10 protein-coding genes are annotated in these 12680 nt (G+C 64.6%); 7 read left to right on the top strand and 3 right to left on the bottom strand.

Annotated elements, in window-relative coordinates; translation table 11 throughout:
* Nucleotides 1-3 precede the first annotated feature (3 nt).
* The 3 genes from EEB18_RS07835 to EEB18_RS07825 all read left to right on the top strand — a co-directional run bounded on the left by EEB18_RS07835 (nucleotide 4) and on the right by EEB18_RS07825 (nucleotide 2756).
* Complete coding sequence (locus EEB18_RS07835; RefSeq protein WP_187139094.1) at nucleotides 4-813, top strand: acyl-CoA thioesterase; 810 nt, start codon at nucleotides 4-6, stop codon at nucleotides 811-813.
* Between the two features lie 84 nt (nucleotides 814-897).
* Entirely contained in the window at nucleotides 898-1968 is a 1071-nt protein-coding gene (locus EEB18_RS07830; RefSeq protein WP_187139093.1) for a phosphotransferase, read from the top strand.
* Between the two features lie 5 nt (nucleotides 1969-1973).
* Nucleotides 1974-2756 (top strand): tyrosine-protein phosphatase, encoded by a 783-nt coding sequence (locus tag EEB18_RS07825; protein ID WP_187139092.1) that lies wholly within the window; start codon nucleotides 1974-1976, stop codon nucleotides 2754-2756.
* Between the two features lie 15 nt (nucleotides 2757-2771).
* Here EEB18_RS07825 and EEB18_RS07820 read toward each other — a convergent pair whose 3' ends face one another.
* The 3 genes from EEB18_RS07820 to EEB18_RS07810 all read right to left on the bottom strand — a co-directional run bounded on the left by EEB18_RS07820 (nucleotide 2772) and on the right by EEB18_RS07810 (nucleotide 4843).
* Nucleotides 2772-3326 (bottom strand): TetR/AcrR family transcriptional regulator, encoded by a 555-nt coding sequence (locus tag EEB18_RS07820; RefSeq protein ID WP_187139091.1) that lies wholly within the window; start codon nucleotides 3324-3326, stop codon nucleotides 2772-2774.
* 120 nt (nucleotides 3327-3446) lie between these two features.
* On the bottom strand, nucleotides 3447-4274 hold the full coding sequence (locus EEB18_RS07815) for an enoyl-CoA hydratase/isomerase family protein (RefSeq protein ID WP_187139090.1): 828 nt from the start codon (nucleotides 4272-4274) through the stop codon (nucleotides 3447-3449).
* Nucleotides 4271-4843, bottom strand: a complete 573-nt coding sequence (locus tag EEB18_RS07810) for a carboxymuconolactone decarboxylase family protein (RefSeq protein WP_187139089.1) — start codon at nucleotides 4841-4843, stop codon at nucleotides 4271-4273. Before EEB18_RS07810 ends, EEB18_RS07815 begins: the two co-directional genes overlap by 4 nt.
* A 365-nt stretch (nucleotides 4844-5208) precedes the next feature.
* Between EEB18_RS07810 and EEB18_RS07805 the strand changes: the two genes are divergently transcribed.
* From EEB18_RS07805 to EEB18_RS07790, 4 genes are all read left to right on the top strand, one after another.
* Nucleotides 5209-7611 (top strand): TonB-dependent receptor, encoded by a 2403-nt coding sequence (locus tag EEB18_RS07805; protein WP_187139088.1) that lies wholly within the window; start codon nucleotides 5209-5211, stop codon nucleotides 7609-7611.
* A 90-nt stretch (nucleotides 7612-7701) separates the two neighbouring features.
* On the top strand, nucleotides 7702-8682 hold the full coding sequence (locus tag EEB18_RS07800; protein ID WP_187139087.1) for an SDR family NAD(P)-dependent oxidoreductase: 981 nt from the start codon (nucleotides 7702-7704) through the stop codon (nucleotides 8680-8682).
* The gene (locus EEB18_RS07795) at nucleotides 8682-9902 is read left to right on the top strand and encodes an MFS transporter (protein WP_187139086.1); all 1221 of its coding nucleotides are present in this window, start codon (nucleotides 8682-8684) and stop codon (nucleotides 9900-9902) included. Before EEB18_RS07800 ends, EEB18_RS07795 begins: the two co-directional genes overlap by 1 nt.
* A 240-nt stretch (nucleotides 9903-10142) precedes the next feature.
* Nucleotides 10143-12680 carry a TonB-dependent receptor gene (locus EEB18_RS07790; RefSeq protein ID WP_187139085.1) on the top strand — a complete coding sequence of 846 codons (2538 nt, stop codon included), beginning with the start codon at nucleotides 10143-10145 and terminating at the stop codon, nucleotides 12678-12680.

Genomic DNA, 12680 nt, shown 5'->3' with positions numbered 1-12680 from the left:
GCTATGACCGGCAAGCCCGCGGCCCTGCTCGCGCTCGCCGCGGGTGCGGATGATGACGGCATGTTCCTCGCCCAGGTTCCCGAACCCCTGTGCGTCGGACCGCCCGCGCATCAGTTCCTGTTCGGTGGCATAGCGCTCGCGGCCGCCATCGAGGCGATGGAGCGGCGAACGGGGCGGCCCGCGCTCTTCGCCTCGGCGCAGTTCCTGACTTGGGCGCGGCCGGGCGACACGCTTTCTTTCGATACCGAAATCGTCGCCGACGGGCGGGTGGTGCGCCAGTGCCGGGTGACGGGACGATGCGGTCAGCCCGCCTTTCTTCACGTTCAGGGCGCATGCGGCGGGCACGATACCGCGATCGCGCATCGCGATGTGGCCATGCCCGTCGTACCGCCGCCGGAGGCGTGTCCGGGCCGGTCGATGGCGTGGCGCTTGTCGACGAACCTCAACACCTTGCTCGAATTCCGGCTGGCGAGCGGCGCCATTCCCCATCCCACCGATTGGAGCGGCCCCGGCGGCGTCGACCTCGCCTGCTGGATTCGCGCGCGCTGCGGCGCGCCGCTCGACCGCAGATTGCTGACGGTCGTTGCCGACTGTGCCTTTCTGGCTCTCGATGACGCGGTCGGCCCCGCTACGAGAGGCAGCAGCCTCGACAATGCCATCCGCTTCGTTGCCGCGCCGGTCGGGGAATGGGTGCTTGCGGCAATGCATGTCGATGGTGGCGAAAACGGCATCGCGCATATCGCGACACGACTCTTTTCCGAGGACGGCGTCCTGCTTGCGGTCGCCGGGCAGACGATGCGGCTGCGCGGCTGACCCGCCAAAGCGAGAAGGCTTGCCAAAGCTCAAAACAGTATACTAAATAAGCTATAATGTGATTCGATGGAAGAGGAACGACGCATGACCGACGCCCCGACGAGCCACCTGCCGCTGCGGATCGAGGAGATTACCGCTGAATGGCTCACGACGATCCTGGCCGAGCGCTTCCCGGGCACAGTGGTGACCGAGGCGCATATCGGCACCGTGATCGCGGGCACCGCGACCAAGGTCCGCCTGCTGCTGTCCTACAACGCCGCCGGCCATGCGCACCGCCTGCCGCCGACGATGTGGCTGAAGGGTGGTTTCATCCGCCACGCCTACACCTTCGACGATTCCTTCGTGAACGAGGCGAAGTTCTTCGCGAGCTGGGCGCCCGAGATGAATATCCACATTCCCCGCGCCTATTGGTCGGGCTGGCACGACGATGTGCAGGGGCTGGTGCTGATGGAGGACCTGTCGGCGCGCAACGTCAGTTTCGGCGATGCGCGGCGGCTGATCACGATCGACCAGCAGGCGCAGACGCTCGAACTGCTGGCGCGGATGCACGCGCGCTGGTGGCAGTCGCCCGAGCTCAAGACTTTGCGCAACTTCTCGACCGTCTGGCAGGCGGCCGACCGGGTGGTGATGATGATGCTCGAGCCCGACTATTTCGACGCGTGCATGAACCACCGCCGCTGCGCCGCCTATGTCGGGCCCTATCGCGACCGCGACCGGATCAAGGCGGGGCTGCGGATGCAGTGGAAGCGGTCGGTCGAAATTCCGCAATGCTTCTCGCACGGCGACGCCCATCTCGGGAACATGTTCTTCGAAACCGACGGCCGGCCGGGCTTTCTCGACTGGCAGGCGTGGCAGGAGGGGCCGTATATGCACGACGTTGCCTATTCGATCATCGGCAATCTGACGGTCGAGGATCGCCGGTCGGCGGAAAGGGACTTGCTCGCCGGCTATCTCGAAGCGCTGAAAACGCACGGCGTGGCGACGCCGCCGAGCCGCGAGGATGCGTGGGAGGCCTATCGCCGCCATGCGATGCACGGTTTCATGTGGCCGTTCACGCCGCTGGAAATGCAGCCGATCGAAATCGTCACGGCGGAGGGCGATTGTTTCGGCGCCGCGGTTGCCGATCTCGACACCTTCGGCGCGCTCGGCGTCTGACGCCGATGGACGAGGCGGCGGCGCGGTTGCTCGACATCGCGGGATCGCGCAATCTGCGCGATCTTGGCGGCTATCGCACCGCCGACGGCCGCACCGTGCGCCGCGGCATGCTGCTGCGCGGCGGGCATCCGGCGGGGCTGACCGAAAAGGGGATCGCGCAGGTCGCGGCGCTGGGGCTGGGCGCGATCATCGACCTGCGCACGACCGAAGAACGCGCCGGCCATCCCTGGCCGCCCGAACTGGTCGGCGGCCTGCGGTACTGGACGCGCGATTATGATCTCAGCCGGGGCGATCTGGTCGCGATGCTGCGCGATCCCGCGACCGGACCCGAAGACATGAGGGCCCGGATGCTGCAAAGCTATCGCCTGATCGCCGACGAACAGCGCGGCGGCATCGGGGCGATGTTCGACCTGCTGCGCGACCAGCGGACCCCGCTGCTGATCAATTGCACCGCCGGCAAGGATCGCACGGGCGTGGCTTGCGCCATCCTGCTTATCGCGCTCGGCGTGCCGATCGAGAGCGTGCGTGCCGACTATGCGCTGACCGAGACGTTTCAGGACCCCGGCAGCCCCTTGTTCCATGTCGACCCCGATGGTCCCTTCGCTTATCTGCTCGCGGTCGATCCAGAGGTATGGCGGACGATGATGCGTTCGGCCCCCGACTATATCGACGCGACCTTCGCCGCGCTCGCCGAGAAATACGGGTCGCCCGAGGCCTATCTGCGCGCCGAACATGGTCTGGACGAAGCGGCGTTGGCCGCGCTCAGGGATCGGTTGCTCGAACCCTGAGGCGGGCGCCGTCGATCAGCCGCCGCGCCCGATCGCGCGGCACAGGAGGTCGACCTGCCGCCGCGTCATCGCGCGCAGATCGTCGACATCCGCCGCGACGGCGCCCAGCCCGCGCACCGAAAAGACCAGTCCGCGCGCCAGTTCGGCGCTGTCGGCGGGCGGCATTTCCGCCGCGCTCCCGGCGATCAGGCGCGCGATCAGCGCCTCCAGCTCGGCATAGACGCGGCGCACCACCGGAATCGAAAGATCGTCCATGTCACGGGCGTCGGGCGTTGTGCGCTGCAGGTCGAAGACCTGAACCAGCCACAGGTCGCAGGCGGTGAAGAGGCGATCGCCCAGCGTCGCGGCGTCGCCCAGCCGCTCATGGATCTCGGCCAGTCGCAGCCGGTTGAGGTGGACGACGGCCGCCTCGAAAACCTCTTCCTTGCCCGGAAACAGCAGATAGAGCGCGGGGCGCGACATGTCGGCGGCGCGGGCGATGTCGCCCATCGTCGTCCGCGCGAAACCGTGCCGCATGAACAGTTCGGCGGCCGCGACCACCGTCCGATCGATCTTTGCCTCCGACGCCATCCTGCCCCCTTTTTCCGCCCTATGGGGCCTGGGCTAGAGTCAATGTGACGCTAACGCAATGACGCTTTTCGTCAAAATGTCATCACGGCATGGCGGTTGCTCCGATGGCGAATGCGCCGGCTATTCGCCCGTGAAGACAGGTTTCTCGCCGGAGGCAAAGACCTTGACCGCAGCCAGATTGTCCTTGGTTCTGGCCGTGCGCCCGACCGCCTTCGCCTCGCCTTCGAAGCTGCTGTGGATGTCCTGTCGCAGGCCTTCGCCGATCAGCGTCTTGATTTCACCGAGTGCGATGGTGGCGTCATCGGCGAACCCTCGCGCGATTTCGAGCGCGCGGGCGCGGAGCTGAGCGGTCCCGACGGTTTCCGCGACCAGTCCCCATTCGCGGGCGGTGGCGGCATCGACCCGTTCTGCGTTCATCAGCATGCGCTTCGCGCGCGGCACGCCGATCGCGCGCGGCAGCAGCCAGGTGAGGCCCGAATCGGGCGCCGACGCCAGATTCTTGAACGGCGTCTGGACCCAGGCATCGTCGGCCATCACGACATAATCGGCGGCCATCGCCAACCCCAGACCGATCCCGATCGCCAGTCCGTTGACCCCGGCAATGAGCGGGATCGGCAGCGCGTGCAGCCGGCGCAGCATCGGATGATAGAGCGTTTCGGCGCCGCCGAGCGGCGTGATCATGGCCTTGCCCTCGGCGAGCGCCTTGCGGTTGACCATCAGATTGTAACCGGCGCAAAAGGCGCGGCCTTCGCCCGTCAGCAGGACGGCGCGGCAGCGCCGCCGCGGCTTGGCGATTTCGGCCAGCGCGGCCGCCAGCGATTGCGCCATGTCGTCGCCCATCGCGTTCAGGCGATCGGGATCGTTGAGCGTGACGATCGCGAGAGGTCCTTCGAACGACAGCCGGACAAAGGGGTAGTCGATCGTCTCATTTGCTTGCGCCGCGGTCATTCGACGAGTCCCGCCTGCTGGTTCGCCTTGCGCCAGAATTCGCCGCCGACGATCCCGTCGATCTCGAGCTCCGCGACCTCGGACACGCGGACGAACAGCATATAGATGCCGATCACATGGATCAGTTCGACGATCTGGCGCGGCGAATAAAAGGCCGCGACGGCGTCGAAGACGAAATCGTCGACGCGCACCGTCTTTACCACCTGGCGCGTGAAGGCGAGCAGCGCTTTCTCGCGATCGTCGAATATCGGGTCGCCAAAGCGGTCGTCGGCGATCGCCGCGACCTTGGCGTCGGCGATGCCCATCGCCTTCGATACCTCGAGATGCTGAGCCCATTCATAGGCGCCGCGGTCGAGGTGGAGGACCGCGAGCACACAAATCTGGCGCTCGAGCGGCGGCACCTCGATGCCCGTCATCATCCCCTGGACGGCGAGCCCGATTCCGGGCTGGATCGTCACGGCGTGGGCGAGCACGCGGCTGAGGTTCAACTTGCCGCCGGGTTTGTTGTCATAGGTATCGCGCTGCTGCGGCGTCAGGTCGTCGACCGCGACCGGGGGAATGCGGTTCATCCTCTATCTCCTCTTCCGGGAAAAAGGTTGGCTGGGATCGATGGCGGATGCAAGTATCAAATAACTTAGGTATATGATTATTCGTCGGAGGCGTCGGGGCCGCCGGCGCTGTCGCCGCACCGGATTTGCGCGAAGTGTGTTGACTCGCTAATCAGGTTCATTAATATAATCATATATACAACTAAGACGGCAGAAAGCCGCTTTGCGGAGAGGGAAAGGGTCGGTCGGCGCGATTTCATACCGGATAAAGGGACGGGGTAGCCGGACGGGTGGCCCCATTTGCCGGGCGCACGCGTCATCGGGGCCGCGGCGAGCGGCGCGGTGTCAGAAATATCACAAAAAATCAGGATAGTGGGAGGAAGACGATGAGGAATTTCAAGCAGTCGCTGTTGTCGGGGGTCATGTTGGGCGCCACGGTGCTGGCATCCGCGCCGGCGTTCGCACAGGCCGAAACCGATCGTTCCGCGAACGACAGCGTCGGTATCGAGGATATCGTCGTCACCGCGCGAAAGACCTCGGAAAGCCTGCAATCGACCCCGGTTGCGGTCACCGTTCCGACCGGCGACACGCTCGACAAGGCGCAGGTCAACGGCATCGAATCGCTGCCGAACCTGGTGCCCGGCATCGTCGTGCAGCCGTCGACCGGCCAGCCGGCGTCGGCCTTCATCGGCATCCGCGGCCAGTCGTCCTCCGACGCGCTGCTCGCGCTCGACCAGGCGGTCGGCCAATATTTCGACGGCGTCTATATCGCCCGTTCGTCGGGCGCGCTGTTCAACTTCGTCGATGTCGAGCGGGTCGAAGTGCTGCGCGGCGCGCAGGGGACCTTGTTCGGTCGCAACACCACGGGCGGCGCGGTCAGCATCATTTCGAACAAGCCCACCGGCGATTTCGGCGGCAGCGTGCGCGTGCGCTATGGCAATTACGACACCTGGGAAACCACCGGCGTCCTGAACCTGCCGATCCAGGGCGACGAGATCGCGGTGCGGCTGGTCGGCCAGCATGTCCAGAGCGACGGCTATGGCCGCAACCTCAGCTTCGACACGCCGCTCGGCGGCGACAATGTAGACTTTCTGCGCGGCACCCTGCTGATCGCGCCCGAAGGCACCGGGCTGACGGTGACCGTGGTCGGCGACTATACCAACCGCAACGGCCAGGGCCAGATCACCGGCCTCAAGAGCTACAACCGCAACCCGACGACGGGTGCGAACCAGAACGGCACGGCGCAGGCGGTTCTCGCCGCCTGCTCGGGCGCCACCCCGAACCCGCTTTGCCCGGTCAAAGGACCGGTCGCCGGCGATTCCTATGGAAATTATGCGGTCAGCGTTCAGGGCAAGGAAAATTTCTACGACGTCGCGCTCAGCATGATCCCGTTCAGCAAGGCCACATCCTGGGGCGTCGGGGTGACCACCGAATATGAGATCAGCAGTTCGACCGCGCTGAAATCGATCACCGCGTGGCGCGGGGTCGACACCGAATCGCTCTCCGACAATGACGGGACGCCCTATGTGCTGACCGGCGGGCTGCGCCCCGGCGACGGCAACATCATCGACCAGTCGCAATTCTCGCAGGAACTGCAGCTGTCGACGCAGGCGTTCGACGATCGCCTGCAACTGATCCTCGGTGCCTTCTATTTCACCGAGCGGGGCACCGACCTGTCGAAAAGCTTCTCGGCCTTCCCGCTGGGGACGCGCCGTCTGGGCTATAACGACGGCGACATCGCCAACAAAAGCTACGCCGGTTTCGGCCAGTTCAACTTCAACATCACCCCCGAACTGCGCTTCACCGGCGGGTTGCGCTACACCGAGGACAAGCGGTCGATCCTGAGCCGCAATCGCCAGGAGAATACCGATCCCGTCACCGGTATTCCCAACGGCACCTTCGTGTGCAGCCTTATCGTCGATCCCGGCGCGCCGTGCGAGAAGTTCACCAAGGCGACCTTCGACTATTGGTCCTACACCGCCGGTTTCGACTGGCGTCCGAACGACAATGTGTTCCTCTACCTCAAGACCAGCAAGGCCAGCCGGGCCGGCGGGTTCAACCCGCGCGCGACCGGGACGACGCCGCTCGTGTTCAATCCCGAAACGGTCGTCGACTATGAATTCGGCTTCAAGCTCGATCTGCTCGACCGCCGCTTGCGGTTGAACACCGCGATCTTCCAGACCAATTATGACGACATCCAGCGGACGGTTCCGGCGATCGTCAACGGCGTGCTCTCGAACTCGATCGTCAATGCGGCGACGGCGCGGATTCGCGGGCTGGAGGCGGAATTGACCGTGCAGCCGGTCGACGACCTGCAACTCGGTATATCCGCGACCTTCCTCGATCCGAAGTTCAAGGATTTCACGATCCCGCTGTCGCTGACGGTGTTTCAGGACGTCACCGACACGCCCTATTCCTTCGCGCCGAAGAGCTCCTATTCGGTCTATGCGGACTACACCGTGCCGATGAGCGCGGGCGAGTTGAACCTGCGCGCCGACTACAGCTGGCGCAGCAAGCAATATACGACCGGCCCGCTGATCGGCCCCGGCTATCAGGAGCAGTTCAAGGATACGGCCAAAATCCCGGCCTATGGCCTGCTCAATGGCCAGATCGCGTACCGGTTCGAGAATCCGAAGCTCGAAGTGACGATTTATGGCCAGAACCTCACGCAGAAGAAATATTTCGCGCGCCTGCTCGCGATCGAGAACAGCCTCGGCGTCACCGGCTATTCGCCCGGCATGCCGCGCACCTATGGCGTGCGGCTGACCTACAAGTTCGGCGGAGAATGATCGCGGACGAAGGGTAATGGCGTCGATGGCGCATCCCCTCATAAGCCGGGAGGCAGCGGTTCGTCCGCTGCCTCCCGCGCCGTTGCCGGGATGAGCGGCGAAAGGATCGACCTTGACGGCCGGGTGGCGATCGTCACCGGTGCCGGCGGGGGGCTTGGCCGGGCCTATGCCCGTGCGCTGGCCGAACGCGGCGCGGCGGTCGTCGTCAACGACCTGGGCGGCGACACCCGCGGTGAAAACCCGGCTGCCGAGCTTGGCGAAGATGTCGCGGCCGATATCCGGGCGCGGGGCGGACGCGCCGTCGCCAATGCCGACACCGTCGCGACCCAGGCCGGCGGCGCGGCGATCACCCAGGCGGCGCTCGATCATTTCGGCCGGATCGACATCGTCATCAACAATGCCGGGAATCAGCGCAACGCGCTGTTCGAAGACCTGACCGAAGAGGATATCGAGGCGGTGCTCGCCGTCCATCTGAAAGGCAGTTTCTACGTCACCCAGCCCGCTTATCGGCTGATGAAGCGGCAGGGCTTTGGCCGGATCATCTTCACCTCGTCGCAATCGGGCGTGTTCGGCAATCCCTATCGTGCCAATTATGGCGCCGCAAAGGCTGGCGTGATCGGCCTGATGCGGGTGCTCGTGCAGGAAGCGCCGCCGGCGATCCGCATCAACTGCGTCATGCCCAACGCCAGCGGCAGCCGCATGGGAGCGCCGGGCGAAGAGCGGGTCGACAAGGATTTCATCGCCGCGATCCTCGCGCGCGGCAACGCCTATGCCGATCGAAGCGCGCCAGACCATGTTGCGGCGCTGGTGACATGGCTGGCGAGCGACGCGTGCGACGTGACCGGCCAGACCTATTCGGTGCTGCGCGGCCATTATGCGCGGGTGTTCAGCGGGCGCGGGGAGGGGTGGGCGTCCGCCTGCGGCGATTGCGCCAGCGCCGACGATATCGCCGCCCATGCCGCCGCGATCGCCGACACGGCGACCTGGGACGAGCCGCAAAGCGGCCTCGACGAAGGCGATATCGTCCGCGCCGCCCTCGACCGGCTTTATGGTGAAATGGAGAAGATTTGATGGCATCGCGCGACTCCGGGTCGTTCCGCAGCCTGGGCATATTGTTCGCCGCGACGATGGCGATCGCCATCGTCGGCGTGCATTTTCATGTGGTCGGCGCGATGGTCAAGCCGCTGGGCGACGCCTATGGCTGGAGCCGCGGCGACATCGCCTTTGCGCTGACGATTTCCAGCGTCGTCCACCCTTTCACCAACATCTTTCTAGGCATGCTCGTCGACCGCTACAGCGCGCGCAGCATCGCCTTGCCCGGCATCGCCGGCTGGGCGGTCGGCACGGCGCTGCTCGGGTTCGTGGGCGGGCCGATCTGGACCTGGTACGCGGGCTATGTCCTGTTCAGCCTGCTCGGCTTTGCAGCGAGCTCGATCGTCTTCACCAAGTTGATCGTCGAAAATTTCACCAAAAGGCGCGGGCTGGCGCTGGCAACCTCGCTGGCGGGGGCCGGCATCCTCGTCAGCATCATCCCGACGATCGTTCTTGCGCTCGAACGCCATTTCGGAATTGCCGGCGTCTATCCGGCGATTGCAGCCTGTGCCTTCGTCCTGATGTTCATCCCCTGCTGGCTGTTCCTGCCGCGCAGCGGGTCGGCGGCGACGCCGCCGATGTCCGCCGTGCCGTCCAGGCCAAAGGCCGACTGGCGCGAAGTCGTCGGCTCGACGATCCTCTGGCGCCTGCTCTTCGCCTTCCTCTTCGTCGCCTCCTGTGTCGGCACGTTCATCGTCCATCTTCAGCCGATGCTGGCCGACGCCGGACTCAGCCGCGACGAGGCGGCGACAGTGGCGCTGTTCATCGGTCCGGCGATGATTGCCGGGCGCCTCGGCACCGGCCTGTTGTTCGATATCCTGCCGACGCGGCTGGTCGCCGCCTGCGCGTTCAGCCTGCCGGCCTTTGCCTGCCTGTGGCTTCTCGCCATTCCGCTCGACTATGGCAGCGCGGTCGCGCTCGCGCTGTTGATCGGCGTCGCGATGGGCAGCGAGGTCGATGTCGTTGCCTATATGTCGAGCCGCTATTTCGGCCTGCGCCGCTATGGCCTCGTCTTTGCGATCCTGATCAGCACCTATGGCTTTGCGGTCGGCACATCGTCCTGGGGCGCCGGCAAGGTGTTCGATGCGGCGGGAAGTTATGACGGCGTGCTGATCGCGCTCATCGCGGGCGTGGCGCTTGCCGTGGCGCTGGTGATATCGCTGGGCCGCCCGCCGGAACTCGAACGCGAAACATCGTAGACGCGGCGATCCGGCGGCCGGAGAATCCGAGGGCCGGTGGCGAAGCTGCGATATTTGCGGGGGTTTCGCCCGTCATCGGGGACGATAATCCGCCGTTTCGGTGAAATATTCATATCAATTCACCGAATTATATATACGATATTGACATGGCATCGGCGGGCGCTAGGTTTCCCGGAAGCTCCGAAACAGGAGACTCAATGAGGATGGGCCGCAGAGCCCGCAACGGGAGGGGTCAACCCCATGCAAAACTGGAAATCGATTCTGTTCGCCGGCGCCGCCAGCGTGATGCTTGTCCAGCCGGCCTTCGCCTATCAGGGTGAGGCTCCCGCGGCGGAGGAAGCGACCGACAATATCGGGCTGAACGACATCGTCGTCACCGCACGCCGACAGGAAGAGCGTCTTCAGGATGTCCCGGTCGCCGTGACCGTGCTGACGCCCGAAACGCTGGAGGCCAAGGGGACGTTCAATCCCGTCGATCTTGTCCAGGTTACGCCGGGCCTGAACGTCACCGCATCGGTATCCGACCGCAACAACCTGACCTACACGATCCGCGGCCAGGGCTTCTCGTTCGGCACCGTGTTCCCGGCGGTCATCACCTATTTCAACGAAGTCCCCATCGCCCGCCTGACCCAGGGGCAATTTTTCGATCTCCAGAACGTCCAGGTGCTGCGCGGGCCGCAGGGCGTCAACTTCGGGCGCGTCACCGACGGCGGCAACGTCATGGTCACGCCGCAGACGCCGAAGGAGGATTTTGGCGGATATCTCACCGGAAAGCTCGGCAGCTATGGTCTGCGCACCTTCAACGGCGCGATCAACGTGCCGATCGTCGAGGACAAGGTGCTGGCGCGTGTCGCGTTCGAAACCGCGCGCCGTTCCGGCTTCACGACCAATGTCGCGAACGGCCAGAAGCTCGACGATGTCAAATATGAATCCTTCCGCGGCGGTTTGACCCTGCGTCCGGTCGAGGGATTGGAAAACACCACGATCGTGTCGTACCAGCGCACCCACGACAATGGCACGGCGGTGGTTTTCGCGGGGTTCAATCCGGCGGCGTCGGGTCTCGCCCCCGCGATCGGGCAATTCTCCTTCCTGTTCTCGGGCGCCTATGGGATCGATCCCAACGGCAGCGTCGTGCCGTTCCGCGCCGGCCTCACGCCGCTGAGCGCGCCGGCCTATATCGCCTCGCTGCAATCGCAGCTCGCGGCGCAAAATGCGCGCGGCATCCGGCAGATTTCGCAGGTCGACCCGACCTATAGCGAGCGCAAGAACCTCTACATCGTCAACACCACGACCGCCGATCTGTCCGACAATATCCAGATCAAGAATGTGTTTGGCTATGTCCGCGAACGCGAGGATGAGGCATCGAACTTCGCGGCGAGCAACGGCGCGGCGGTGCTGACCTGTCATTCGGCCTGTCCCGGCGGCTTGCTGTTCACCAACCAGGAACAGTATAGCGAGGAACTGAGGATTTCGGGACAGGCCTTCGACAATCGCCTCAATTTCTCGCTCGGCGCCTATTTCGACGAGCAGCGACCGGCCGGTCCGGCGGAAAATGCGACGATCAACGTCGCGATCCTCAACCGCGTCGGCGTCAACAACATCACGACCAAGTCGCGCGCGGTCTATGGGTCGCTGGAATATGACATCACCGACAATTTCAGCGTCAACGGCGGCCTCCGCTACACGCGCGACACGATCCATTCGGAACAGAACACCTATCTCAGCCCGATGGACGGCGGGCAGGCGGCGCTGTTCAATTTCCTGACCGGCCCCTTTGGCGGCAACCTTCCCCCCGCCATAGCGAACCAGGTGGTCGCCGCGACCTTCGCGCCGATCCCGCACGGCCAGTGCGTCAGCTATGGCGCCGGATCGGTGCTCTATGCCAGCGGCCCCGGCAACTGCATCGTGCGCGACGGCAAGTTCAACGCGACGACCTGGTCGGCGGGCGCGACCTACAAGACCGATGGCGGCCAGATGTTCTATGGCAAGGTCAGCAAGGGCTATCGTCCCGGCGGGGTGAACGGCACCGCGCCTCCGGGGGTCGATCCCGCCTATCAGCCCGAGACGGACATATCGTTCGAAGTCGGCGTGAAGGCGGATTTCCGCTTTGACGATGTGTTCCTGCGGACCAACCTCGCCGCCTATACCGACCGGTACAAGGACATTCAGAAGAATGTCGTTCTTCCGGGTCCGGTACCCGTGTCGTCGGTCCAGAACGTCAATGACGCACGGATCAAGGGCATCGAGGCGGAAATCACCCTGATCCCCGTCCAGGGGCTGACCCTCGGCGGCACCTTTGCCTATACCGATGCGAAATTCGACAAGCTGGCACCGATCGTCGTCGGCAATCCCTGTGATCCGACGCAGACGACCACGGTCGGCTTCTGTTCGGACAACCGCTTCAACTCGGTGCCGAAGACGCAATATTCGCTGACGCTCGACTATACACTGCCGCTCGATGACAAGCTCGGGCAGGTCAGCTTCGGCGGCGTCCTCTATCATCAGTCGAGCGTGTCCTATTCGGACACGAGCGTGTTGAACCCGCAATCGATTGAAAAGCCGTTCACGACGCTCGACCTCAACCTGAGCTGGAAGAATGTTGGTGGCCAGCCGGTCGACCTCGGGCTGTTCGTCACCAATGTGACCAAGGAGGTCTATCGCATCGGCACCAACAATCTGATGCAGAACTCGTCGCTCGGCATCCTCGGCAACATCTATGCCGCGCCGCGGATGTGGGGGGCGTCGCTGAAATATAGGTTCGGGGCCGACGCCGATTGA

It is taken from the genome of Sphingopyxis sp. OPL5, from assembly GCF_003797775.2.
Lineage (GTDB): Bacteria > Pseudomonadota > Alphaproteobacteria > Sphingomonadales > Sphingomonadaceae > Sphingopyxis.
This window is presented reverse-complemented; position numbering and strand designations above follow the sequence as displayed.

Excerpts from the sequence above, each read along its gene's own strand:
- EEB18_RS07830 (WP_187139093.1), top strand. The coding sequence starts at position 898 with ATGACCGACGCCCCGACGAGCCACCTGCCGCTGCGGATCGAGGAGATT.
- EEB18_RS07825 (WP_187139092.1), top strand. The coding sequence starts at position 1,974 with ATGGACGAGGCGGCGGCGCGGTTGCTCGACATCGCGGGATCGCGCAAT.
- EEB18_RS07790 (WP_187139085.1), top strand. The coding sequence starts at position 10,143 with ATGCAAAACTGGAAATCGATTCTGTTCGCCGGCGCCGCCAGCGTGATG.
- EEB18_RS07820 (WP_187139091.1), bottom strand. The coding sequence starts at position 3,326 with ATGGCGTCGGAGGCAAAGATCGATCGGACGGTGGTCGCGGCCGCCGAA.
- EEB18_RS07795 (WP_187139086.1), top strand. The coding sequence starts at position 8,682 with ATGGCATCGCGCGACTCCGGGTCGTTCCGCAGCCTGGGCATATTGTTC.
- EEB18_RS07800 (WP_187139087.1), top strand. The coding sequence starts at position 7,702 with ATGAGCGGCGAAAGGATCGACCTTGACGGCCGGGTGGCGATCGTCACC.
- EEB18_RS07815 (WP_187139090.1), bottom strand. The coding sequence starts at position 4,274 with ATGACCGCGGCGCAAGCAAATGAGACGATCGACTACCCCTTTGTCCGG.
- EEB18_RS07835 (WP_187139094.1), top strand. The coding sequence starts at position 4 with ATGACCGGCAAGCCCGCGGCCCTGCTCGCGCTCGCCGCGGGTGCGGAT.
- EEB18_RS07810 (WP_187139089.1), bottom strand. The coding sequence starts at position 4,843 with ATGAACCGCATTCCCCCGGTCGCGGTCGACGACCTGACGCCGCAGCAG.
- EEB18_RS07805 (WP_187139088.1), top strand. The coding sequence starts at position 5,209 with ATGAGGAATTTCAAGCAGTCGCTGTTGTCGGGGGTCATGTTGGGCGCC.